Here is a 22888-nt window from a genome sequence, read left to right on the forward strand (position 1 = left end):
CGCTGCCGCCATTCCCACGCACTGGCCGCGCCGCCGCCGCGGCGCGAGAATAGGCGTTCTGCCGGTCCTGCCGCCGGCGCCACCGCCGCTCCGGACCGCCCGATGACCAACGCCTTCGTTTCGCCCGACGCTATCCGCAGCCTGTTCGCGCAGGCCATGTCCGACATGTACCGCACCGAGGTGCCGCTGTACGGCACGCTGATGGAACTGGTGGCGCAGGTCAACGCGCAGACCCTGGCCGCGGACCCGGCGTTGGACGCGCAACTGCAGCGCAACGACGAACGCGCGCGGCTGGACCAGGAGCGGCATGGCGCGATCCGCGTCGGTACCGCCGAGGAACTGGCGACCCTGCGCCGCCTGTTCGCGGTGATGGGCATGGCGCCGGTGGGCTATTACGACCTGTCGGTGGCCGGCGTGCCGGTGCACTCCACCGCGTTCCGCCCGCTGGATGCGGCGGCGCTGGCGCGCAATCCGTTCCGCGTGTTCACCTCGCTGCTGCGGCTGGAGCTGATCGAGGACCCGGCGCTGCGCGAGCAGGCCGCGCAGATCCTCGCCAAGCGCCGCATCTTCACCGACGGCGCGCTCGCACTGATCGCGCAATGCGAACGCGACGGCGGTCTGGGCGACGCCGATGCGCAGCGCTTCGTCTCCGAGGCGTTGGAGACCTTCCGCTGGCACAGCGACGCCACCGTGAGCCTGCCGACCTACCGCGCGCTGAGCGCGGCGCACAAGCTGATCGCCGACGTGGTCAGCTTCCATGGCCCGCACATCAACCACCTGACTCCGCGCACCCTGGACATCGACGCGGCGCAGGCGGAGATGCTGCGCCGTGGGATCGACGCCAAGGCGGTGATCGAAGGCCCGCCGCGCCGCGCCTGCCCGATCCTGTTGCGCCAGACCAGCTTCAAGGCGCTGGAAGAAACCGTGCGCTTCCCGGCGGGCGCGGATGGCGCCGAGGCCGGCACCCACACCGCGCGGTTCGGCGAGATCGAACAGCGCGGCCTGGCCCTGACCCCGAAGGGCCGCGCGCTGTACGACGCGCTGCTGGAGCGCGCGCGCGCCGCCGAGGGCAGCGCCGGCGCCGACTACGGCACCCGCCTGCAAGCTGTGTTCGCCGATTTCCCCGACGACTACGCCACCCTGCGCCGCGAGGGCCTGGGCTATTTCCGCTACGCGCTGACCGACGCCGGCCGCGCCGCCGGCGCCGCCGCCCTGGCCGGCAAGCCGGCCGAAGCGCTGATCGCCGACGGCCTGGCCAGTGCCGACCCGATCGTCTACGAGGATTTCCTCCCGGTCAGCGCCGCGGGCATCTTCCAGTCCAACCTCGGCGGCGGCGAACAGCGCGCCTACGCCGCCCATGCCAACCGCGCCGCGTTCGAGCAGGCGCTGGGCGCGACGGTGCACGACGAATTCGCCATCTACGCCGGCATCGAACGCGATTCGCTGCAGGCGCTGGCGGGGTGACGTAACGTTGGGCGAGTTCGCCTATGGTCGACAAGTGCGAGGCAGATGTTCCAGTGGTGCGTGTTCGCCGCCGTCTCACGATTCACGCATCTCGGGCCCTAAGCGCCTCCACTTTTCCTATGGCCGTGCATATGTCGTGAATCCCTTTCACGTTCCAGCGTGCTTGTGGACATCACGATCAGCGCTGTTTGTACTGGCACGGTCACCCGCCCAGTTCAGGGGCCGCTATTGACGGTATTGCCGATTGGTATCAGTATTTGTGGTGAAAACCGGCCGTTTGCAGGTGACATATAAGCGGGGCTTGCCCCCCACCTGCATCCGGCCATCTTTTTGCCAAGGAGATGGGCATGCATCAGAGGCGCTTCGCCGTCCTGCTGGATGCAGGATTCGTTAAAAGGAAGTTGAAATCGAGTGGCGACGTTTCTGCCAACCGCATCCAGCAACTCGTGGAGGCGATTCGCAAACATGAAAGCCTTCAAGATTGCCTTCTGCATCGGGTCTACTACTACGATGCCGCGCCACTTGGTCGGGCCGTAGAGCAACCTGTAACCGGCGAAGTCATTGAGTACGACAAAACGCCTGTTTTCCAAGCCAACGTTGCCTTGGTGAGGGACGTGGCGAAGCTTCCCCATTTTGCTTTGCGTCAGGGCGAATGCAGCCATGACGGGTGGATGGCCAAGTTCAAATCCCTGAAAAACGCAGGCAACTATGACGTCGCGTCTGACACGCTGAAACTTAAAAGTTTGGACCTGAAGCCCGTCATCAAGCAGAAGGGCGTGGATATGCGAATTGGCATGGATATCGCTGCTTTGACGCTAAAAAAGCATGTGGAAGTCATCGTACTCGTCACAGCCGATAGCGACTTCGTTCCTGCAATGAAGTTCGCTCGCCGAGAAGGCGCGCAGCTCTATCTTTTCAGCCTTGGCCATGGGACGAAGGAAGATGTGGTCGAGAACGCGGATCTCATGGTCGTGTCGACGGCGAAGTCCTTGATGGATGCACTGACGACGTGACTGGAGCATCGGCATCGGATGTGGCTAGACGTGCGCAGGGCGGGCTGCGCATGCAGCGCTGCCGCTACCCCGCGTAGCGCGCCTTGAGCATGGCGTAGGCCGAGCGCAGCGCCAGCGCTTCGCCACCCGCCGGGCGGCCGGGACGGTCGCTGTCGTTCCAGGCGTACACGTCCAGGTGCGCCCACGCCTGCCGCGCCGGCACGAAGCGCTCCAGGTACAGCGCCGCGGTCACCGCCCCAGCCATGCGCGAGCCGGCGTTGGCCAGGTCGGCGACCGAACTGGTGAGGTAGCGCAGGTAAGGGCGCCACAGCGGCATGCGCCAGACCGGGTCGCGGGTGCGCTCGCCGGCGGCGATCCAGGCCTGCGCCAGGGTGTCGTCGTTGCTGAACAACGCCGGCAGGTCCGGGCCCAGGGCGATGCGCGCGGCGCCGGTCAGGGTGGCGAAATCCAGGATCGCGTCGGGGCGCTGCTCGCCGGCGTAGGCCAGCGCATCGCACAGCACCAGGCGGCCTTCGGCGTCGGTGTTGTCGATCTCCACGCTGGTGCCCTGGCGGGTGGCGATGACCTCGCCGGGGCGGAACGCGTTCGGGCCGACCGCATTCTCCACCGCCGGCAGCAGCACGGTCAGCCGCAGCGGCAGGCGCTGCGCCATCACCAGCCCGGCCAGCGCCAGCGCGTGCGCGGCACCGCCCATGTCCTTCTTCATGTGGCGCATGCCGTCGGCCGGCTTCAGGTCCAGGCCGCCGGTGTCGAAGCACACGCCCTTGCCGACCAGGGCCACATGCGGATGCGCCTCCTCGCCCCAGCGCAGCACCAGCAGCCGCGGCGCACGGTGCGAGGCGCGGCCGACCGCGTGGATCGCCGGGAAGTTCTGCGCCAGCAGCGCGTCGCCGACGATGCTCTCGAACTGCGCGCCGTGGTCCTGCGCGATCGCCCGCGCGGCCTCTTCCAGTTGCTCCGGCCCCATGTGCTCGGTCGGCGTGTTGACCCAGTCGCGCACGCGCACGCAGGCCGCGATCAGGTCGCGCACTTCGGCCTGCGGCGTGGCCAGCAACTGCGCCGGCAGCCGCGGCGGTTGCTTGTAGCGGGCGAAGCGGTAGCTGCCCAGGCCCCAGCCCAGGTGCAGCGCCGCCAGCGCGTCGGCGTCCAGCGCCGTCTCCAGCCGCCAGGTACTGCCGGCCGGCAGCGCGAACGGCGCATGCGCGTAGGCATACGCATCGCCGCGATCGCCGACGCCCAGGACCGCCGCGGCCACGCCGTCGGCGCCCGGCAGCAGCAGCACGCTGCCCGGTGCGGCCACGAACTGCTGGGCGTCCATCCACGCCGCCCACGCCGGCGAGTGCGCCGCGCGCCAGTCGGCCAGGTGCTCGCGGTCGAGCACGTACAGCGGCAACGCGTGGGTGGAGGCGTCGGTGAAGCCGGTCGGCAGGGACATCAGCGGATCCTTGGAAGAGGGAGAAGGCCGGCGGGCGAGGGGGCGCGGATCAGGCGCGCGCCGCCGCGGCCGGCTGGGTCGCGTCCAGCCAGTCGGCCAGGCCGGTGAGGGTGTCGAAGTGCAGGTCGGGCGGGGTCGGCGGATGCCAGGCCTGCGCGTCGCGGTTGATCCAGCAGCCGCGCAGGCCGGCCTGCATCGCGCCGACCACGTCGATCTCGATGTGGTCGCCCACGTGCAGCACCTGCGCGCAGGGCAGACCCAGGCGCGCGCAGGCGGCACGGAAGATGCCCGGGTCCGGCTTGGCCGCGCCGTGTTCGCGGGCGCTGAGCTGGAAAACGAAATGCCGGTCCAGGCCGATCGTGGCCAGGTCGGCGTTGCCGTTGCTCAGCGCCACCACCGGCACGCGCGCGGCGATGCGCTCCAGCGCGGCGATGCTGTCCGGATAGCACTGCACCTGGTTGCGCGCGGCATGGAATACCGCATACGCCGGCTCCAGCAACGCCGGGTCGGCGCCGCTCTCGTGCAGCGCGCGGCGCAGGGTCAGCCGGCGCAGTTCGCTGAGGTCGTGATGCAGGTGCGGATGCGCGGCGAACACTTCTTCGCGCAGCTGCCGCATCGCCGCGACCGGGAAGCGCGCGGCGGTGGCCGGGCTGTGTTGCAGCAGCCAGTCGTGCAGCACCTGCTCGATGCGCGCGCCGATCGGCGCGAACGGCCACAAGGTGTCGTCCAGATCCAGCGTGATCGCGCGGACGGGGAAGGAAGGCATGGAAGTCACCAGCGCATTTTACGCCAAGCGCCGATGCCGCCGCGGGCCAGGCCCGGTAGACGCGCCTCCAATCCCGACTCCCCAATCCCCAATCCCCGCCTCACTCCAGCAACCGCGCCCAGCGCTGCATGCCCTCCACCCGCGCCAGCACCATCTTGATGCACACCAGCAGCGGCACCGCCAGCAGCAGGCCGATCATGCCCCACAGCCAGCCGAACAGCATCAGCGCCAGGATCAGCATCAGCGGCGAGATCGCCATGCGCCGGCCGAGCACGATCGGCGTCACCACCTGGCCTTCCAGGGTGTGCAGCCCCAGGTACAGGATCGCCGGCAGCGCCGCGCTCAGCGGGTCGCGGAAGGCGACGAAGCCCATCAGCAGCATCAGCACCGCGCCGATCAACGGCCCCACGTACGGCGCGAAGTTCAGCAGCGCCACCACCGTGCCCCACAGCAGCGCTTCCTGCGGCGCGATCTTCAGCAGGATCAGGATGCCGGCGAAGACCAGGCCGACCAGCGTATTGATCACGGTGATGGTCAGGACGTAGCGCGAGACCTCGCGTTCGATCGAGCGCAGGATCTCGGTGGTGAATTTCTGTTGCTGGCGGCTGGGCAGCAACGCGATCGCATGACGCTGCAGGTTCTCGCCGAACACCATGAAGAAGAACGTCAGCAGCACCACCGCCAGCGCCGAGGCGGCCAGCCGCGGGGTCCGCACCAGCGCCTTGTACGGGTCGTCCATCTGCGTGCGGATCACCTGTACGCGGCGCCCGCTCTCGCCGCCGGCGGCACGGGCGAAGTTCTCCGCGGCCTGGTTGGCCTGCTGCATCGGCTTGGTCAGGTCGCGCACCTGGGTGGCGAGATGGCGCAGCTGCGCCGGCGCCTGCTGCGCCCACTCGGCGGCGGGTCCGGCCAGTTGCACGGTCAGCGTCGTCGCCACCGCCATGCCCGACAGCAGCACCAGCAGCGCGGCCAAGAAGCGCGGCAGGTACAGCCGTTGCAGCATGCGCAGGATCGGGTTGCCGACCAGGGCGAAGAAGGCCGAGAGCAGGATCGGCAAGATCACGTCCTGCGCGGCCCACAGCGTGTAGCAGACCGCCAACGTCGCCAGCACCACCAGCGAGACCGGTCCGCGCGGGCGCGGTGCCGGCGGTGGCGGCAGGGGGCCATGCGGCGCGTCGTCGGCGACGGCCGCGGGATCGGGAACTGTGCTCATCGAACCTGCGATACGGTGGCCGCGCCGCGCGCCGCGCGCCGCAGTGCACGCGCCGAGCGGCGTCGGAAAGGAAGCGAAGTGTAGGCCGATCGTGGCCGGGGCGGTATCAAGGCCGCGTGGCCGCCGCGTGCGCGTGGCGTGGCGCCGGCGGTCGCATGGCACTGCGTGCAATCCGGCGGCGCCGTAATGGAACCGGGTGCGCGGAGCCCATCGTAGGAGCGGCTTCAGCCGCGACGGGCTTTACCGGCTACGCCCGTCGCGGCTGAAGCCGCTCCTCCGGGTGCTTTGGGTGCTGGTTGGAGGCGCCCTAGCGCTCGGACAGGTCGGTCGCCGCTTCCGCGGCGGCCGGGTGCCCGGGGCGCGAGGCCATCGGCGGCCAGGGCTGGGGGCCGGCGGTGGGCGTCGCGGTGGGCTGCGGCGTGGGCGCAGTCGTGGCGTCCACGGCCGCGTCCTGTGCGCTGTCCGCGGCCTGCTCGGCATTGTCGGAGGCGCGCTCGGCGTCGTTGGACGCGCTCTTGGCCGTGGTGGCGGTGATCAGGCTGGACACCGCGCTGAGCATCTGCAACCAGCGCGCGCCGCCGAGCTTGCCGACCACCGCCACCGGCTCGGCGCGCCCGACCAGGAAGCCGGTGCCCAGGCCGACCACAACGATCCGCCACGGCGTCCAGCCTTCGCGCCAGACCTGCTGCAGGGTCGCCCAATGCGTGCGCGCCTGCTCCTGGCGTCCTTCCAACAGCGATTCGGCGCGGGCGATGCGGTGCTGCAGTTGTCGTAGGGTCATGATGTGCCCTCGCGCTTGGCGACGGCCTCGTCGCCGTCCTCGTCGTCGCCGCCGATGCCCAGCTTGGCCAGTTGGCGGCGGGTGGCGTCGAGCTTGCTCATGTCGAAGTAGCGCAGCGCCTGCCAGGCGCCGAGTGCGGTGACCACCAGGCTGAACGCCGCGGTCGCCGAGATCGACGCCAGCCACGACCAGCCCATGCGCTGCAGCAGGGCGATCATCGCGCCCATCAGCAGCATCCACGCCGAGGCGCCGAACGCCACCGACACGGTCAGCCACACCAGTGCCCGCGCCAGCGCGGCGCGGGCCAGCGCCAGGTCCGCGGCCACCAGCTTGCGCAGCGCGCGGCCGGTGTCCAGGGTGGCGTTGAGTCCTTCGCGGCCGGCCGTGCCGAGCGCGCGGAAGGACTCCTCCAGCGACGGTGCGGCCGCGGCGTCCGCCGCGGCGCCGTCGGCGCGGGCCTGCTCCTCGCTCACGCGCGGCTTACTTGTCGCCGCCGCTGCGCGCCAGCTTGGCGATGATCCAGCCGGTGGCGAAGGCCACGCCGAACGAGGCCAGCGGACGCTCGCGGATCAGTTCGGCGGCGCTGTCGATCAGGTCGCGGCCCTTGTCCAGCAGCACGTCCACCTGCTCCTTGGCCGCGGCGCCGCCGAACTCGGCCGCCGCCAGCCCGGACAGGGCGCTGTCGGACAGCTCGGCCTTGACGTTGGCCTTGCCCAGCTTCAGTTCCTCGCCGGCGGCGCCGGCAGCGCCCTTGATCGCCTCGCCGGCATAGCTGGCCGCGGACTTCAGGTGCGCGCCGGCTTCGCTGAGGTTGTCCTTGAGGTTCTCGGTATTGGTCGGGCTGGCATTCATGGGCATGTCTCCTTTGGGGTTTGGGGGCCTGCCGTCCGCCGTGGCGGACGCTGCGCAGAACGGGGCGACACCAATACCATCGGCGGGGTGTACGGGGTGTTAGCTCGTGGCCGCGGACGATGCGCCATAGTGTCGGCGCTCGCCGGCGATCGGCCAAGTCCCGGAGGAATCGCGATGCATGCCTACGGCAACCGCGGCGGCCATGCTGGAGTGGTGGCCTACGACAGCGGCCCGGACTGGATCGTGCTGCGCTTCGCCGACGGCGCCACCTACCGCTACGACCGCCACCATCCGGGCTTGCTGCAGGTGCTGGAGATGCAGCGCCTGGCCGCGGCCGGGCGCGGCCTTACCACCTATCTCAACCAGCACGTGCGCGACGACTACGCCGCGCGCCTGGCCTGAGCGCCCGGGCTCACTGCATGACCAGGTCGGCCTGCGCGCCGCCGCGCACCACGCGCAACACCAGCTGCGCCGGCTTGCGCGCGAAGTTGGCGCGGTAGCTGGCCAGGTCGGCGAACTCGCCGACCGAGGCGGCCACCACGATGTCGCCGCCGGCCAGGCCGTTGCGGGCCGCGCGGCTGCCGCGCGCCACGTTGCTGATCAGCACGCCGGAGATGCCGGACTGGCGCAGCGATTCGGGCAGGTCGGTGAAGGTGGCGCCGCTCAGCCGCGGGTCCAGCGACTCGCCGCTGATCGCGCGCGGCTGTTCCTTGAGCGTGGTCTTGAGCTGCAGCGGCTTGCCGTCGCGGCGCACGTCCAGGGTCACGGTGCTGCCTACCGGCTGCAGGCCCTCGTAGTTGTGCAGCGCCTCGGCGCTGTCCAGGCGCTCGCCGTTGGCGCCGGTGATCACGTCGCCCGGCTGCAGCCCGGCGGCCGCGGCCGCCGACCCGTCCAGCACCCGCGTCACCAGCGCCCCGCGCGGCGCCGACAGGCCCAGGCCCTGCGCCATCTGCGTGGTCAGGTTCTGCGTCTCGATGCCGAAGGTGCCGCGGATCATCACCCCGTTGTTCTTGATCAACTGGTCGACCACCGCGCGCGCCAGGTTCGACGGGATCGCCAGGCCCAGGCCGATGTTGCCGGCCATGCTGCCCTGCGGGTTGAAGCTGGCGGTGTTGATGCCGACCAGTTCGCCGCGCAGGTCCACCAGCGCGCCGCCGGAGTTGCCCGGGTTGATCGAGGCGTCGGTCTGGATGAAGTTCTGGTAGCCCAGGCCGCGGATGCCGTTGCGGCCCATCGCCGAGACGATGCCGGAGGTGACGGTCTGGGTGAAGCCGAACGGGTTGCCGATGGCGGCGACGAAATCGCCCACGCGCAGCTTGTCGCTGTCGCCCAGGCGGATCTCGGTGAGGCTGTCGGCCTTGATCCGGATCAGCGCGATGTCGGTGTCCGCGTCCGAGCCCATGAACTCGGCCTTGAAGCTGCGCCCGTCGGCCAGGGTCACCTGCACGTCGTCGGCGTTTTCCACCACGTGGTGGTTGGTCAGCACGTAGCCGTTCTTGGCGTCGATGATCACGCCCGAGCCCAGCGACTCGTTGATCCGTTCCTGCGGGATGTCCGGGAACAGCCGGCGCAGGATCGGGTCGTTGAAGAACGGATTGCGCACCCGCACCACCTGCTTGGTGTTGATGCTCACCACCGCCGGCATCACCTTCTGCAGCATCGGCGCCAGCGACGGCAGCGGCTCGCCGGCCACCGACGACGGCAGGCGCGCGGCGCCGGACAGGGGCGGTGCCGCCGCCGGCGCGGCCTCGGCCCGGTTGTCCAGTTGCGCATTGATCGCGGTGGCGGCGAAACCGCCGAAGGCAGCGGCGGCGGTCAGGGTCAGCAGCGTGGGCAGCGGTCGCATGGGTGGTTTTCCGGGGGACGCGGGAGACGTGGGGCATGTGGGCGCGCGTGCGCGTAAATCAAGATGAACGCGCGCCGTTTAACCGCCAGTGAAAGCGGTCCGGCACCACCGTCGCAAGGCCGCGCAGGCGCCCCGCGTGCGCAGCGCGGCGACCGCGTCCGAGCGCCGCGCGGCGGCGTTGACAGTCGGCCTGCCCGGGGTTAGCGTTCGTGCGTGCCGCAGCCACTACATGTAGCGGTAACGCATCTGGGCGGCACTAGAACTGGGGTTTTCTTCACCAGGATTTCACATCCACTGGCGCGCTGGGCGGTGCATGACGGGACGGTGACAGGGAAGGTCGCGGATTCGGGGAATATCGAACGGTCGAGGGCAGGCGCCGCGCGCGCTGCCGCGGCCGTCTCTGCCGTGCAGCGCAAGTGCGGTACACACAAGACACACGGCGGATGACCACCCATCCGCCCCATCGGGACAGGTTCGAGGAGAACACAGCAGAATGAGCACGGTGCGCCTGGAAGTCGTCCAGACCGGATCCAAGCACGACCCCATCCCGATGCAGCCGGCGTCGCAGGACATCTGGGACAAGAAGTATCGGCTCAAGACCAAGCAGGGCGAACCGCTGGATGCCGACATCGACGGCACCTACCTGCGCGTGGCCCGCGCGCTGGCCGACGCCGAGGCCGGCGAGGAGCAGCGCGCCTACTGGTTCGAGCGTTTCGCCTGGGCGCTGCGCCGCGGCGCGATCCCGGCCGGGCGCATCACTTCCAATGCCGGCGCGCAGGAACACAAGCCGGCCACCAGCACGATCAACTGCACCGTCTCGGGCACCATCACCGACTCGATGGACGGCATCCTGGAGAAGGTCCACGAGGCCGGGCTGACCCTCAAGGCCGGCTGCGGCATCGGCTACGAGTTCAGCACGCTGCGCCCGCGCGGCGCGTTCGTGGCCGGCGCCGGCGCCTACACCTCCGGGCCGATGTCGTTCATGGATATCTTCGACAAGATGTGCTTCACCGTGTCCTCGGCCGGCGGCCGCCGCGGCGCGCAGATGGGCACCTTCGACGTGTCCCACCCGGACGTGAAGGACTTCATCCGCGCCAAGCGCGAGGACGGGCGCCTGCGCCAGTTCAACCTGTCGCTGCTGATCACCGACGGCTTCATGCAGGCGGTGGAGCAGGACGCAGACTGGCCGCTGGTGTTCCCGGTGAACCGCAAGGAAGAGGCCGACATCGACCTGGCCGACGCCAGCGCCGTGGTCTGGCGCGACTGGCCCACGCACACCGACTACATCGTGCGCGACGATGGCCTGGTCGCGTGCAAGGTGTACGGGCACATCCGCGCCCGCCACCTGTGGGACATGATCATGGTCTCCACCTACGACTACGCCGAGCCGGGCTTCATCCTGATCGACCGCGTCAACGAAATGAACAACAACTGGTGGTGCGAGACCATCCGCGCGACCAATCCTTGCGTGACCGCCGATACCTGGGTGCAGACCGCGGAGGGGCCGCGTCAGGTCGCCGATCTGCTGGGAACGCAGTTCCTGGCGCGGGTCGATGGCGGCGACCATGCCACCGGTGCGGAGGGTTTCTTCAAGACCGCGCACAAGCAGGTGGTGCGACTGCAGACGGAGGAAGGTTACGCGCTGCGCCTGACCGGGGACCACCGCGTACGGCGCGTGGTGCGCCAGACCCGTTGGTCGCTGGACACCCAATGGTGCCAGGCGGACCAACTGGTCGCAGGCGACCGGGTGCTGCTCAACAACCACCGTGCCGGTGCGGAGTGGGGCGGCGCGCGCAGCTATGAGGAAGGTGTCCTCCTCGGCATGCTGGTGGGCGACGGCACGCTCAAGCAGGAAGCCGCCGTGTTGTCGGTCTGGTCGCAGGCCGCCGCGGTCAATGCGGCGCCGCAGGCACCGGTGGCGCTGATGGACGAAGCCCTGCGCTGCGCGCGCAGCCTGCCGCACCGCGCCGACTTCGCGGGCTGGAGCGAGGTGCGCGACCGTGGCGAGTACCGCCTGAAGTCGGCCGCATTGCGCGATCTGGCGCTGGAGCTGGGCCTGCGTCCGGGCGACAAGGCGATCACGCCGGCCGTCGAGAAGACCTCCAGCGATTTTCATCGCGGCTTCCTGCGTGGCCTGTTCGACACCGATGGGTCGGTGCAGGGCAGCCAGGAGAAGGGCGTCAGCGTGCGCCTGGCACAGTCCGACCTGGCGCGGCTGGAGGCAGCGCAGCGCATGCTGTTGCGGCTGGGCATCGCCTCGCAGATCTACCGCGACCGGCGTCCCGCCGGCACGGCGTTGCTCCCCGATGGGCACGGCGGCACGCGTGCCTACCCCACCAAGGCGCAGCACGAACTGGTGGTCAGCGGCGACAACCTCGATGCCTTCGCCCAGCGGGTGGGCTTTGCCGACACCGCCAAGGCCAACCGCCTCAAGGCGCTGCTGTCCGGCTACCGTCGCCAGTTGAACCGCGAGCGTTTCGTGGCGACCGTGCAGTCGGTGGCCGCCGATGGCATCGAAGACGTCTACGACGTGCAGGTCCCTGGCATCAACACCTTCGACGGCAACGGTCTGCACGCCCACAATTGCGGCGAGCAACCGCTGCCGCCGTACGGCGCCTGCCTGCTCGGCTCGATCAACCTCACCACCTTCGTGCGCGACCCGTTCACCGAGCGCGCCCGCTTCGATTGGGAGGAATACAAGGAAGTGGTGCGGGTGTTCACCCGCATGCTCGACAACGTGGTCGAGGTCAACGGCCTGCCGCTGCAGCAGCAGCGCGACGAGATCCTGCGCAAGCGCCGCCACGGCATGGGCTTCCTCGGCCTGGGCTCGACCATGACCATGCTGCGGATGAAGTACGGCAGCGCCGCGTCCTGCGAGTTCACCGAAGCCATCGCCCGCGAGATGGCCGTGGCCGGCTGGGAGACCGCGCTGTCGCTGGCCAAGGAGAAGGGCCCGGCGCCGATCATGCAGGAGACCTTCGAGGTCACCGCGGCGATGCTGCGGCAGCGCCCGGAAATGGCCCGCGACGGCTGGCGCGTCGGTGAGCGCATCGAGGGCCGGCTGCTGCACGCCAAGTACAGCCGCTACATGCAGCGCATCGCCGAAGTGGCGCCGGCGCTGGTCGAGGAACTGGCCGAAGTGGGCGCGCGCTTCACCCACCACAGCTCCATCGCCCCCACCGGCACCATCTCGCTGAGCCTGGCCAACAACGCCTCCAACGGCATCGAGCCCAGCTTCGCCCACCACTACAGCCGCAACGTGATCCGCGAGGGCAAGAAGAGCAAGGAGAAGGTAGACGTGTTCTCCTTCGAGCTGCTGGCCTACCGCCACCTGGTCAACCCCAAGGCGATGCCGTTCGCCGAGGACGCCGCCGCGCGCCTGCCGGACTACTTCATCGCCGCCGACGACATCCACCCCAAGGAACACGTGGACGTGCAGGCCGCCGCGCAGAAGTGGGTGGACAGCTCCATCTCCAAGACCGCCAACGTCCCCACCGACTATCCCTACGCGCAGTTCAAGGACATCTACCGCTACGCCCACCAGCAGGGGCTGAAGGGCTGCACCACGTTCCGCTTCAACCCGGCCGCCTTCCAGGGCGTGCTGGTCAAGGAAGCGGACCTGGAGAACACCACCTACCGCTTCGAGCTGGAGGACGGCAGCGTGGTCGAGGCCAAGGGCAACGAACAGATCGAATACGACGGCGAGATGCACACCGCCGCCAACCTGTTCGATGCGCTGAAAGAAGGGTATTACGGCAAGTTCTGACGCCGTCCCGTCTCCCCTTTCGCGCCGGCGGAGGGGAGGGCGGCGGTGGGAGCCTCGGAGCGCGGCGCGCCGCCCTTCCCCAACGCTTCCCCACCGTCCGCCGGTTGTCGCTTTTACCGGCTCCCCGCTTCGCCGCAATCGGTATAGCATCGCCTGCGTTACATAAACACTGACACCCTGAGGAGGGTTTTATGAGCAATGGAAATGGCGTCACGGCGACGCTGACGCAGGTCGCCGAGAACGTGAAAGAAACCGCCACCAACGTGGGCGAGACCATCGCCGCCACCGCCAGCGAGGCCGTGGCCAGCGTCAAGCAGACCGCCGAGAACGTGCAGAAGCGCGTGCAGGACCAGGTCGCCAAGACCCGCAAGGTGGTGAAGCAGGCCGAGAAGGCCGTCGCCAAGCGCGCCGAGAAGGCCGGCAGGGCGGTCAAGAAGACCGTCGCCAGCGCGCGCAAGAAGCTGGAAGCAGCCAAGGCCAGCGCCCAGGCCGAAGCGGCCTCGCTGACCAAGAGCGGCAAGAAGACCGCCAAGAAGGCAGCGGAGAAGAAGGCGCCGGCGAAGAAGGCCGCCGCCAAGAAGGCGGTGGCCAAGAAGGCGCCGGCAAAGAAAGTGACCGCCAAGAAGGCCGCGCCGAAGAAGGCGGTCAAGAAGGTCGCCGCCAAGAAAGCCGTGACCAAGAAGTCGGTGGTCGCCAAGAAGAGCGCGGTGAAGAAGGTGGTGGGCGCGCGCAAGGCCGTGGCCAAGAAGGCCGTGGGCAAGGCCGCCAAGGCGGTCAAGAAGAGCACCGCCAAGGTCGCCAAGAAGAGCGCCGCGGTGAAGAAGACCGCCGTGCGCAAGGCCGCCGGCAAGAAGGCCGCGGCTACCCGCGCCAAGAAGTAAGCCGTCCCGTCGCACCCTCTCTCCCGCGCGGGAGAGAGGCCGGGCCCGTGCCCGTGTCCCGCTCCGCCTTCCAGGAACGCATGCCCCATGGCCATCAAGATCGACCAGAAAATCAAGGGCTACACCGTCGTCACCCCCGAGGACAAGGCGCGCGACGCCGCCGCGGTGCCCGCCTCGTCGATCGACCGTGCCACCGCCGAGGCCGAAGCGCCGGCGGACAACATCATCCACATGCACGAGCGCATCGAGCGCCCGGACGTGCTGATCGGCAGCACCTACAAGATCAAGTCGCCGTTGGTGGAACACGCCATGTACGTGACCCTCAACGACATCGTGCTCAACGCCGGCACCGAGCACGAACTGCGCCGCCCGTTCGAAATCTTCGTCAACTCCAAGTCCATGGAGCACTTCCAGTGGATCGTGGCGCTGACCCGCATCATGTCCGCGGTGTTCCGCAAGGGCGGCGACGTCACCTTCCTGGTCGACGAGATGAAGGCCGTGTTCGATCCCAAGGGCGGCTACTTCAAGGCCGGCGGCGTGTACATGCCGTCGCTGGTGGCCGAACTGGGCAGCATCGTCGAAGAGCACATGAAGTCGATCGGCCTGCTGCACGACCCGGAAATGAGCGACCACCAGCGCGCGCTGATCGCCGAGAAGCGCAAGCAGTACGAAGAGCGCTCAAAAAAAAACAGTGAAGTAAGCAAGGCAGTTCCTTCTCCTGCGGGAGAAGGTGCCCGAAGGGCGGATGAGGGTACGGCCTCCGGGGACTCCACCGCCGACCACGAAGAGGACATCGCCGTCACCGGCGACGGCGCGAGCTTCCCGCCGTCGGCCACGATGTGCCACAAGTGCAATACCAAGGCGCTGGTGATCATGGATGGGTGTGCTACTTGTTTGAATTGTGGGTATTCGAAGTGCGGTTGAAAATCTATGCCCTCACATCTTACTTCAATTAAATTTTCAAACTACAAAACTTTTCGTGACTACACGATTTCCTTGGGCGGGTTCAACATCCTGGTTGGGCCAAATAACGCAGGGAAATCTACAGTGATAGGCGCGTTGCGTATACTGGGAGAGGGGCTGCGCCGTGCACATTCTAGGAAAGCTGAGTATCTTGATTCGCCAGTATATAGAGGATATGGGTATCGTGTTGATTTGGAGGGTCTATCCATATCCACCGAGAATATATTTACAGACTACGATGATGCGGAGCCCGCAATAGTTGAGTTTGTAATATCGCCGGGAGGGACTATGAGACTCATATTCCCGGAGTCCGATACTTGTATTTTTGTGGTTGACAATGGGGGTAAAATACCTCAAACGCCTAGCGAATTCAAAAGATGCTTCGATTTCTCATTGAGTTTTGTTCCTGTTCTTGGTCCAGTTGAGCACGATGAGCAATTATTCCGGGAAGAAGCGGCTCGTAGGGCTTTACAAACGCACAGAGCGTCGCGAAATTTTAGGAATATCTGGTTTCACTACCCGGAAAAGTTTTTTGAATTTTCTGAGCTTATTAAGCAAACGTGGCCCGATACAACTATAAGGAAACCCGAGCTCACGCATGGCGAAAGTGGTGCGCGGCTTCACATGTTTTATGAGGAGAAAAGATTTTCTAGGGAGATTTTCTGGTCGGGTTTTGGGTTTCAGGCTTGGTGTCAGATGATTACCTTCATCACCAAGGCAGGTGACGGCTCTTTTCTTGTGATTGATGAGCCAGATGTATATCTTCATTCTGATATACAGCGGCAGCTGATCCAGGTGTTGCGAGATAGGAAAGGTGATTCGCTTATTGCCACTCACTCAACTGAGATGCTTAGTGAGGCTGAGTCTGGTGAAATTATAATAATAGATAGAAAGGTGAAGCGATCAAGGAAGATATCTCGCCCTTTAGATCTTGCTGGGGTTTTTACAGCGCTTGGGTCAGGTTTGAATCCGATACTCACTCAGCTCTCTAAAACTCGGCGTGTGCTATTTGTGGAAGGGGGTGATTTTGACTTGTTGGGTGCTTTTGCAAGAAGGCTAGGGAAAAATTCTTTGGCTAACCAGTCTGGTTTTGCTATTGTTCCTGCATATGGGTTCAATCCTGCGCGCGTGAAGGATTTCTCAGAAGGGATGGAGCAGTCTCTAGGTTTTGAGGTTAAGAAGGCGGTGATATTTGACCGTGATTATAGAATTTTTTCGGAAGTTGAAAAAATTAAAGACGGGGTTTTAAAGTTCTGCTCTCTCTGTTACGTCCACAAAAGGAAAGAGATAGAAAATTATTTGCTTGTGCCTGATGCGATTTCACGTTGTATCCATGCCAAGCTAAAAGATAGAGAGCGGCGCGGAGCTACAGCGAGAAAATTCGATGAGGACGTTGCAGGAATTTTAAATATTGTAATTGAAAATATGAAGCCTGAAATATTTGGGCAGTTTAGTTCAAGAGTTATTGATCAGCTTCGAGAAAGTAATAAATCTTATGATTCTTCTACTCTTCATGCTCAGGCGCATGCCTTGTTTGAAGAGCGATGGAAAGAATTTGACTCTAGATTGGCAATGGCTCCGGGGAAAAAGGTTCTTGCCAAGTTAAATGAAATAATTCAGAGAAAGTATTCTGTTGCCCTGTCTCCAAAAGCAATAATTTCGTCTATGCAAATAGGGGAGGTGCCAGAGGATATTTTTGATCTGATGGTTTCGCTGGAAGATTTCTGTCGATGAGGGATGATTTTCAATTTTAATTTCGATATATTTTCGCGCGTTCCATTGCGTGCATATATAGCCTGCTACGAAGCAATTCTTAATTGGATGGAGCGAGACAGGGAGCGTGAATGCGGGACGTGGGGAGCCATCATGCGGATGGGGCGAGCTGTTGCTGGTGGTGGCGGTGGCGTTCGGGTTGCCGATCTACTCCGGCACGATGGCAGTGTTGGCGCCGTCGGTCGAGCCGTCGTTTTCCGACGCGAGTCTGTGGTGGATGGTGTGCTACGAACTGCTGCTGCTGGCGGTGTTGCTGCCGGTGCTGTGGTTCCGCGGCTGGACGCCGCAGGCCCTGGGGCTGCAGTGGCAGGTGCGCGATCTCCGCGCGGGGCTGGGATTGCTGGCGGCCTGCATGCTGGCGACCTACACGTGGCGTCTGCTGAGTGCGGGGGCGGCGGCCGACGCGCCTGCGATCGACGGGATGGTCGCCGGGCGGCTGTCGATCGCGGCGGTGCTGGCGGTCTCGCTGCTCAATCCGGTCTTCGAGGAAGTGTTCGTCTGCGGTTACGTCATCCGCGCGCTCGAGCGGCGGCACAGCCAGGCGTTCGCGGTCAATGTCAGCGTGGCGATCCGCGGGGCGTATCACCTGTACCTGGGGGCCACCGGTGCCATCTGCATCCTGCTGGTGGGGCTGATCCTGGGCTGGTGGGTAGCCAGGACCAGGCGGCTGTGGCCGGCGATCGTGGCGCATGGCGCGCTGGATCTGTTGGGGCTGGCGGTCTACGTCTGACGTGCTCGCCGCACCCGCGCCGGCCGGCACGCCTTGCCTCGATGGCGCGCCTCCGAGGCCGCTCAACCGGAGCGGCTGCCCCCGCTGGCGAGCGGCGGCCGGCGTTCCGCGCCTGGCTTGCCCGCCGTTGGGGGGCAGCCCCTGCGCCAGTCAATGCGCGGTGGCGATGTCCGACGCGGGGCAGCCGCCGTAGACACCTCAGCTATCTGAACGACGGGTGCTTTCGCTGTTGTGTGACACGCCGTACAGTCGGGTGGCATGAACGTGTCGCTCGCTGGGCAACAGGACAGATGTCCTGGGATCCAGCGACATGTGCGCGGGCCCGCGCCGCGGTAGGGGGAGGCTGCGGTCGCCGCAACGCTTTCGGGGGAGACGCTGGATGCCGTGGACCGGGGAAGGAGTGGGATCTCATCCGTTGTTCGAGCTGCTGTCCGGCGAGATCAGCGATCGCGAACTGCGCCGCTGCCTGCGCGTGGTGCGCCGGCACCTGGGCATGGACGTGGCGTTCCTGTCGCGCTTCCGCGAGACCGATCGCGTGCTCGACCACGTGGACGCGCCGCCCGGTTGCCCGATCCACGAAGGCCAGATCCTGCCGTTGGCCGACGGCTACTGCATGGGCGTGGTCCGAGGCGATCTGCCACAGCTCATTCCGGATACCTCGCTGGAGCCGGCCGCGCAATGCATCCCGGCGACCTTCTCGATCCCGATCGGCGCGCACATGAGCGTGCCGATCCAGGTCAGTGGCCGGGTGTACGGCACGCTGTGCTGTTTCAGCTTCCTGCCCAGGCACGACCTGGGCCCGCGCGACATCGGCATGCTGCGCGCATTCGCCGAGATTCTTGCGCTGCGCCTGCAAGAGGTGGAGGCGCACAAGCTGGAGCGGCAGGCGATGATCGACGAGATCGACGGCGCAATGGCCGCGGGCGCGCCGCGCATCGTGTTCCAGCCGTTGTTCGCGCTGGACGGCATGCGCCTGCACGGATTCGAGTGCCTGTCGCGTTTCGACATCGCCCCGCAGCGCGGCCCCGACCAGTGGTTCCAGCAGGCCGAGCTGGCCGGCGTCGGCATCCGCCTGGAGCTGCACGTGGTGGCCAAGACGCTGGCCTATCTGCGGCGGTTTCCGCCGACCTACCGGCTCAATCTCAATCTGTCGCCGGAGCTGCTGACGTCCGAGGCGCTGGCGGTGCTGCTGGGGGAGGACATCGACGTGGCGCGCCTGACCCTGGAGATCACCGAGCACGCCATCGTGCGCGACTACCAGGAACTGGCCGATGCGCTGGCGCCGCTGCGCGCGCGCGGCGCGCGCCTGGCGGTGGACGACGCCGGCGCCGGCTACGCCAGCATGCGCCACATCCTGCGGCTGCAGCCGGATGTGATCAAGCTCGACATGAGCATCACCCACTGCATCGACAGCGACCGCACGTGCCGCGCGCTGGCCAAGGGGCTGACCAACTTCGCGCACGAGATCGGCTCGCATGTCGTGGCCGAGGGCGTGGAGACGGCCGAGGAACTGGACACCCTGCGCGCGCTCGGCGTCGATTTCGTGCAGGGCTATTTCCTGTCGCGGCCGCTGCCGGAGCAGGACGCGCTGGCCTTGGTGCAGGCCGAAGGGGCGTAAGCGAGCGTAGCGCGCCGGCGCGTCACTGGCTTGCGGCGGCGTTTACCAGGGCACCACGCGGCCCAGGTAGTCCAGGTAGTGCAGGCCGCCGCGGCCGTGGGCGGCGTCGATGGTGTCGAGCAGGCGCGGGATGCTGTCGTCGATGGACAGGCGCGCGTCCGGTCCGCCCAGGTCAGTGCGCACCCAGCCGGGCGCCATCAGTAGCAGGGTGCGCGCGCTGTCGCGCTGGCGGGCGGCGAAGCTGCGCATCAGCATGTTCAGCGCCGCCTTGCTGCTGCGGTAGATCTCGTGCTGGCCGTTCGTGTTGTTGGCGATGCTGCCTTGCCCGGACGACATCACGCCGATGCTGCCGGTGTCGCGCACCAGGTCGCGCAAGGTCTCGATGGTGCGCATGGGGCTCAGCGTGTTGGTGACCATGACCCGGACGAATTCGTCGGTGGCGACATCGGCGACGGTCTCGCGGTCGTCGTTCTTGACGCCGGCGTTGACGAACAGAAGATCCACGACCTCGCCCTGCAGGCGCGCGCGCAGCGCGGCCAGCTGCGCCGGGACGGTGATGTCGACGCATTCGATGCGCAGCGCCTGCGGATGCGCCGCGGCAAGGCGGTGCAGTGCACTGGGCGCGCCGGCGCGCTCGGTGGCGATGACGCGCCAGCCGCGTCTCAGGTAGCCTTCGGCCATCGCCAGGCCCAGGCCGCGCGAGGCGCCGATCAGCAGGACGGTATTTTGTGCAGGGGCGTGGATCATGGCGGGTCTCCTCGTGGCCGGCGCGGCCTCGGCACGCGGGGTCCGCTGGCGGTCTGCGCACTCTAGGCGCGCGGGTCGCCCAGCGGAACGCGCGTCGGATGCATTGACGCCTTGCGTGGGACGCCTGTGTCCATTCGCCACCGTGGGAAAGCGCGTATGCCGGAACCGGATCTGAATCTGTTGATCGCCCTCGACGCGCTGCTGGCGGAAGCCAGCGTCGCCGGCGCCGCGCGGCGGCTCGGGCTGAGCGCGTCGGCGATGAGCCGGACGCTGACCCGGCTGCGCGAGGCGACCGGCGATGCGCTGCTGGTCCGCGCCGGCGGTGCGATGGTGGCGACACCGCATGCGCTGCAACTGCGCGAGCGCGCCCGCGACGCGGTGGAGGCCGCACGCGCGGTGCTGCGCCCGGCGCCGGCCGCGCTGGATCCGGGGACGTTGCAGCGCACCTTCACCGTGCGCGCCAACGATGCCTTCGTGGAGGCGTTCGCGGCGATGCTGGTCGCCGCGGTGGCCGCGTCGGCGCCGCAGGTGCGCCTGCGGTTCGTCGCCAAGGCGCAGAAGACCGCCGGGCCGCTGCGCGAGGGCTTGGCCGATCTGGAGATCGGGGTGCTGAGCGAAATGGGGCCGGAACTGCGCGTGCAGGGCCTGTTCCGCGATCGCTTCGTCGGCGCGGTGCGCGGCGGCCATCCGCTGGCGCGCGAGGCGCAGGTGAGTGCGCAGCGTTACGTGGCGTTCGGCCACGTGGTGGCCTCGCGGCGCGGGCGGGCGCAGGGACCGGTGGACGACGCGCTGCAGCAGATGGGCCTGGTTCGCCATGTCGCGACCGTGGTGCCCAGCTTTTCCGCCGCGTTGGCGGTCGCGCGCGGCTCGGACCTGATCGCACTGGTGCCGGCCTCGTTCATGGCGGGGCAGCCCGACACGCTGCGCGAGCCCGCACACGTGTTCGCGCTGCCGGTACTCACCGAGGCCATCACCGTGTCGATGTTGTGGCATCCGCGGCTGGAGCACGACGTGGCGCACCGCTGGCTTCGTGCCCTGGTGCTGGCCGAGTTCCGCAGCCGGATGCCGCTGCGCTGATCGGTAGGGGCGGTGGCGGGCGTAGCCAACCCGGGCGAATGCGGGGACGTGCCACGGTCCGTGCGACGGCGTGCGTGGCGCTCGCGCCAGTCAGGCCGGCCGCGCCTGTCGCGCAGCCCGCCGGGACGCTTCAGTCCGCGTCGTCGCGTCCCGCGGCGTAGCGCACGCCCTGGCGCAGCTGCGCCAGGAAGTTCGCATCGGCGTACACCGCCGCGTCGTGGCCCAGGCCGGTGTACCAGGCGCGGCCGCCGTCGAAGGCATGGCGCCAGGCGATGGGATGGTCGGCGCCCATGCTGCCGCCGGCGTACAGGCGTTCGTCCACGGTGGCGACGACCTGCACCTGGCCGCGCGGGTTGTGGCGGAAGTTGTAGAGCTCGTCGCGGATCGGCCACGCCGCGCCGTACGGGCGACCGTCGCGTTCGGGTTGCACCCGGGTGGACTGCAGGCCGGGCGGATGGCTCTGGAACCAGGCGCCGACCAGGCGTCCGTACCACGGCCATTGGTAGCCGGTGTCGGCCGCGGCATGCACGCCGAGGAAGCCGCCGCCGTTGCGCACGAAGCCTTCGAACGCGCGCTGCTGGTCGGCATCGAGGATCTCGCCGGTGGTGCTGGCGAAGGCCACCACGCGATAGCGCGCCAGGTTGTCGGCGGTGAACACGCCGGCGTCCTCGCTGTGGTCCACGGCCAGCCCCTCGGCCTCGCCGAGCTGGCGCAAGGTCGCCACCGCGGTGGGGATGGAGTCGTGGCGGTAGCCGGCGGTCTTGCTGAAGACCAGCATGCGCTCGGGCAGCGGCGCGGCGGCGGCGATGCCGGCGAGCATGCCGGCGAGCGAGAGCAGAAGGCGGGTCATGCGCGGATTGTCGCGCGGAACGCGCGCGCGGGCGTGACGCGGCGCAGCGCGCTGCATCCGCCAGCGCATGTGGCGGGACTGGTCTGCCAGCGAGGCGATGCCGCACACTTGCCGGTTCTGATCGAAGCAGGAACAGGCGATGACACGGCGAGACGGATGGAGCGCGATGCTGGTGTGGCTGGTGACGTTCGGTGCGGCGGCGGCCGGCCCGACGCCCGGCGAGTACGCCACCAAGGAAGGCTGGGGCAGCATGCGGGTCACCGAGCAGGGCGGGGCGCGCCAGTTCGACCTGTTGTCGGTCGGCGCCAACGGCCACACCTGTTCGCTGTCGGGCACGCTGCAGGGCGACAAGGCGGAGCTGAACGACGCCGGCGACGTGCCGTGCAGGCTCGCGTTCAAGCCAGTGCAAGGCGGGTTCAACGTGGCCGCGCTGACCGAGGAGAGCTGCCGCGACTACTGCGGCATGCGCGCCAGTTTCGAGGGCGACTACCTGCGGCTGCCGGCCGGCTGCACCGCCGCGGCCAGCAACCGGCGGCGCGAGGCGTATCTGCAGGACTATCGCGGCAAGCGCTATGCGCAGGCGTTGGCCGGCATGCAGGCGTTCGAAGGCGAGTGCGGCGGTTTCCTCAACTGGCTGGACCGGGATCGCTTCGCCAACGACCGCGCCATCACCTTGCTGCGCCTGGGCCGGCCGCAGGAGTGCCTGGCGGTGCTGGACGGCACCATGGCCGGCCGCAGCCGCGACGAGGCCTCGTTCCAGGCGCAACTGGACACGCAGAGCGCCATGCTGCCGCCCAGCGACTGGGACGCCTACCTGCCCATCGCCAAGTCCACCTGGTTCAACCGCAAGCTGTGCGAGGCGGTCAGGCACTGAGTGGGCGTCGCCACGGGGGCGGCATGCACGCGTTGCCCCTTGTGCCGCCGCGCGATAGGTGAAGCGCGACGCGATGCGATGGTCTTTGACGAACCAGCGACCGGCATGAGGCGCGCAACGGGTGCCGCCGCGCTGGCGCCCACCGGGCGATCCGTCGGTGGCCGTGACGCGCGTGGCGTCGCCTGCCTGCGCCGCGATGCCCAGACCTGGCCGGCGCTGGGCGCGATGGAGTGACGCAA

Annotated in this window: 20 protein-coding genes; 11 read left to right on the forward strand and 9 right to left on the reverse strand. The window is 67.6% G+C overall.

All coding sequences use genetic code 11. The annotated features are described in order from the left end of the window. The first annotated feature begins 102 nt into the window (after window positions 1-102). Together hglS and NKJ47_RS03410 are read left to right on the forward strand one after the other, a co-directional pair. Complete coding sequence (hglS, locus tag NKJ47_RS03405; RefSeq protein ID WP_254460135.1) at window positions 103-1464, forward strand: 2-oxoadipate dioxygenase/decarboxylase HglS; 1362 nt, start codon at window positions 103-105, stop codon at window positions 1462-1464. 347 nt (window positions 1465-1811) lie between these two features. Continuing rightward, a complete protein-coding gene (locus NKJ47_RS03410; RefSeq protein ID WP_254460136.1) occupies window positions 1812-2477 on the forward strand; it encodes an NYN domain-containing protein in 666 nt (221 codons plus the stop codon). A 64-nt stretch (window positions 2478-2541) separates the two neighbouring features. Here the strand turns inward: NKJ47_RS03410 and NKJ47_RS03415 are convergent, their stop codons facing one another. The 6 genes from NKJ47_RS03415 to NKJ47_RS03440 all read right to left on the reverse strand — a co-directional run bounded on the left by NKJ47_RS03415 (window position 2542) and on the right by NKJ47_RS03440 (window position 7524). Next, window positions 2542-3912, reverse strand: coding sequence for a leucyl aminopeptidase family protein (locus NKJ47_RS03415; RefSeq protein ID WP_254460137.1), 1371 nt, complete (start codon window positions 3910-3912; stop codon window positions 2542-2544). A gap of 49 nt (window positions 3913-3961) precedes the next feature. Continuing rightward, window positions 3962-4678, reverse strand: a complete 717-nt coding sequence (locus tag NKJ47_RS03420) for an HAD family hydrolase (RefSeq protein WP_254460138.1) — start codon at window positions 4676-4678, stop codon at window positions 3962-3964. A 100-nt stretch (window positions 4679-4778) separates the two neighbouring features. After that, on the reverse strand, window positions 4779-5891 hold the full coding sequence (locus tag NKJ47_RS03425) for an AI-2E family transporter (protein WP_254460139.1): 1113 nt from the start codon (window positions 5889-5891) through the stop codon (window positions 4779-4781). Window positions 5892-6198: 307 nt separating this feature from the next. Next, window positions 6199-6672, reverse strand: coding sequence for a hypothetical protein (locus NKJ47_RS03430; protein ID WP_254460140.1), 474 nt, complete (start codon window positions 6670-6672; stop codon window positions 6199-6201). Then, on the reverse strand, window positions 6669-7145 hold the full coding sequence (locus tag NKJ47_RS03435; RefSeq protein WP_254460141.1) for a phage holin family protein: 477 nt from the start codon (window positions 7143-7145) through the stop codon (window positions 6669-6671). The genes NKJ47_RS03430 and NKJ47_RS03435 overlap by 4 nt, the downstream gene beginning before the upstream one ends. A gap of 7 nt (window positions 7146-7152) precedes the next feature. After that, the gene (locus NKJ47_RS03440; protein ID WP_019801903.1) at window positions 7153-7524 is read right to left on the reverse strand and encodes a hypothetical protein; all 372 of its coding nucleotides are present in this window, start codon (window positions 7522-7524) and stop codon (window positions 7153-7155) included. A 174-nt stretch (window positions 7525-7698) separates the two neighbouring features. Between NKJ47_RS03440 and NKJ47_RS03445 the strand changes: the two genes are divergently transcribed. Continuing rightward, a complete protein-coding gene (locus NKJ47_RS03445) occupies window positions 7699-7926 on the forward strand; it encodes a hypothetical protein (protein WP_254460142.1) in 228 nt (75 codons plus the stop codon). A gap of 10 nt (window positions 7927-7936) precedes the next feature. On the opposite strand, the gene NKJ47_RS03450 is transcribed toward NKJ47_RS03445, so the two are convergent. Further along, on the reverse strand, window positions 7937-9370 hold the full coding sequence (locus tag NKJ47_RS03450; protein WP_254460143.1) for a Do family serine endopeptidase: 1434 nt from the start codon (window positions 9368-9370) through the stop codon (window positions 7937-7939). 493 nt (window positions 9371-9863) lie between these two features. On the opposite strand from NKJ47_RS03450, the gene NKJ47_RS03455 reads away from it, so the two are divergent. The 6 genes from NKJ47_RS03455 to NKJ47_RS03480 all read left to right on the forward strand — a co-directional run bounded on the left by NKJ47_RS03455 (window position 9864) and on the right by NKJ47_RS03480 (window position 19101). Next, complete coding sequence (locus tag NKJ47_RS03455; protein ID WP_254460144.1) at window positions 9864-13136, forward strand: LAGLIDADG family homing endonuclease; 3273 nt, start codon at window positions 9864-9866, stop codon at window positions 13134-13136. Window positions 13137-13327: 191 nt separating this feature from the next. After that, complete coding sequence (locus NKJ47_RS03460; protein ID WP_254460145.1) at window positions 13328-14017, forward strand: hypothetical protein; 690 nt, start codon at window positions 13328-13330, stop codon at window positions 14015-14017. An 87-nt stretch (window positions 14018-14104) separates the two neighbouring features. Further along, the gene (locus tag NKJ47_RS03465) at window positions 14105-14941 is read left to right on the forward strand and encodes an NrdJb (RefSeq protein ID WP_254460146.1); all 837 of its coding nucleotides are present in this window, start codon (window positions 14105-14107) and stop codon (window positions 14939-14941) included. A 6-nt stretch (window positions 14942-14947) separates the two neighbouring features. Further along, a complete protein-coding gene (locus NKJ47_RS03470; RefSeq protein ID WP_254460147.1) occupies window positions 14948-16714 on the forward strand; it encodes an ATP-dependent nuclease in 1767 nt (588 codons plus the stop codon). A gap of 106 nt (window positions 16715-16820) precedes the next feature. Then, window positions 16821-17483, forward strand: a complete 663-nt coding sequence (locus NKJ47_RS03475) for a CPBP family intramembrane glutamic endopeptidase (RefSeq protein ID WP_254460148.1) — start codon at window positions 16821-16823, stop codon at window positions 17481-17483. A gap of 415 nt (window positions 17484-17898) precedes the next feature. Then, a complete protein-coding gene (locus NKJ47_RS03480; protein WP_254460149.1) occupies window positions 17899-19101 on the forward strand; it encodes a sensor domain-containing phosphodiesterase in 1203 nt (400 codons plus the stop codon). A gap of 42 nt (window positions 19102-19143) precedes the next feature. Here NKJ47_RS03480 and NKJ47_RS03485 read toward each other — a convergent pair whose 3' ends face one another. After that, window positions 19144-19848: an SDR family NAD(P)-dependent oxidoreductase gene (locus tag NKJ47_RS03485; protein ID WP_254460150.1), complete on the reverse strand. Its 705-nt coding sequence runs from the start codon at window positions 19846-19848 to the stop codon at window positions 19144-19146. Between the two features lie 180 nt (window positions 19849-20028). On the opposite strand from NKJ47_RS03485, the gene NKJ47_RS03490 reads away from it, so the two are divergent. Further along, complete coding sequence (locus NKJ47_RS03490) at window positions 20029-20925, forward strand: LysR family transcriptional regulator (protein WP_307548242.1); 897 nt, start codon at window positions 20029-20031, stop codon at window positions 20923-20925. 130 nt (window positions 20926-21055) lie between these two features. Here NKJ47_RS03490 and NKJ47_RS03495 read toward each other — a convergent pair whose 3' ends face one another. Then, on the reverse strand, window positions 21056-21775 hold the full coding sequence (locus tag NKJ47_RS03495; RefSeq protein WP_254460152.1) for a ThuA domain-containing protein: 720 nt from the start codon (window positions 21773-21775) through the stop codon (window positions 21056-21058). 139 nt (window positions 21776-21914) lie between these two features. On the opposite strand from NKJ47_RS03495, the gene NKJ47_RS03500 reads away from it, so the two are divergent. After that, window positions 21915-22649, forward strand: a complete 735-nt coding sequence (locus NKJ47_RS03500) for a hypothetical protein (RefSeq protein WP_254460153.1) — start codon at window positions 21915-21917, stop codon at window positions 22647-22649. Window positions 22650-22888: the final 239 nt, after the last annotated feature.

It is taken from the genome of Xanthomonas sacchari (assembly GCF_024266585.1).
GTDB lineage: Bacteria > Pseudomonadota > Gammaproteobacteria > Xanthomonadales > Xanthomonadaceae > Xanthomonas_A > Xanthomonas_A sacchari_C.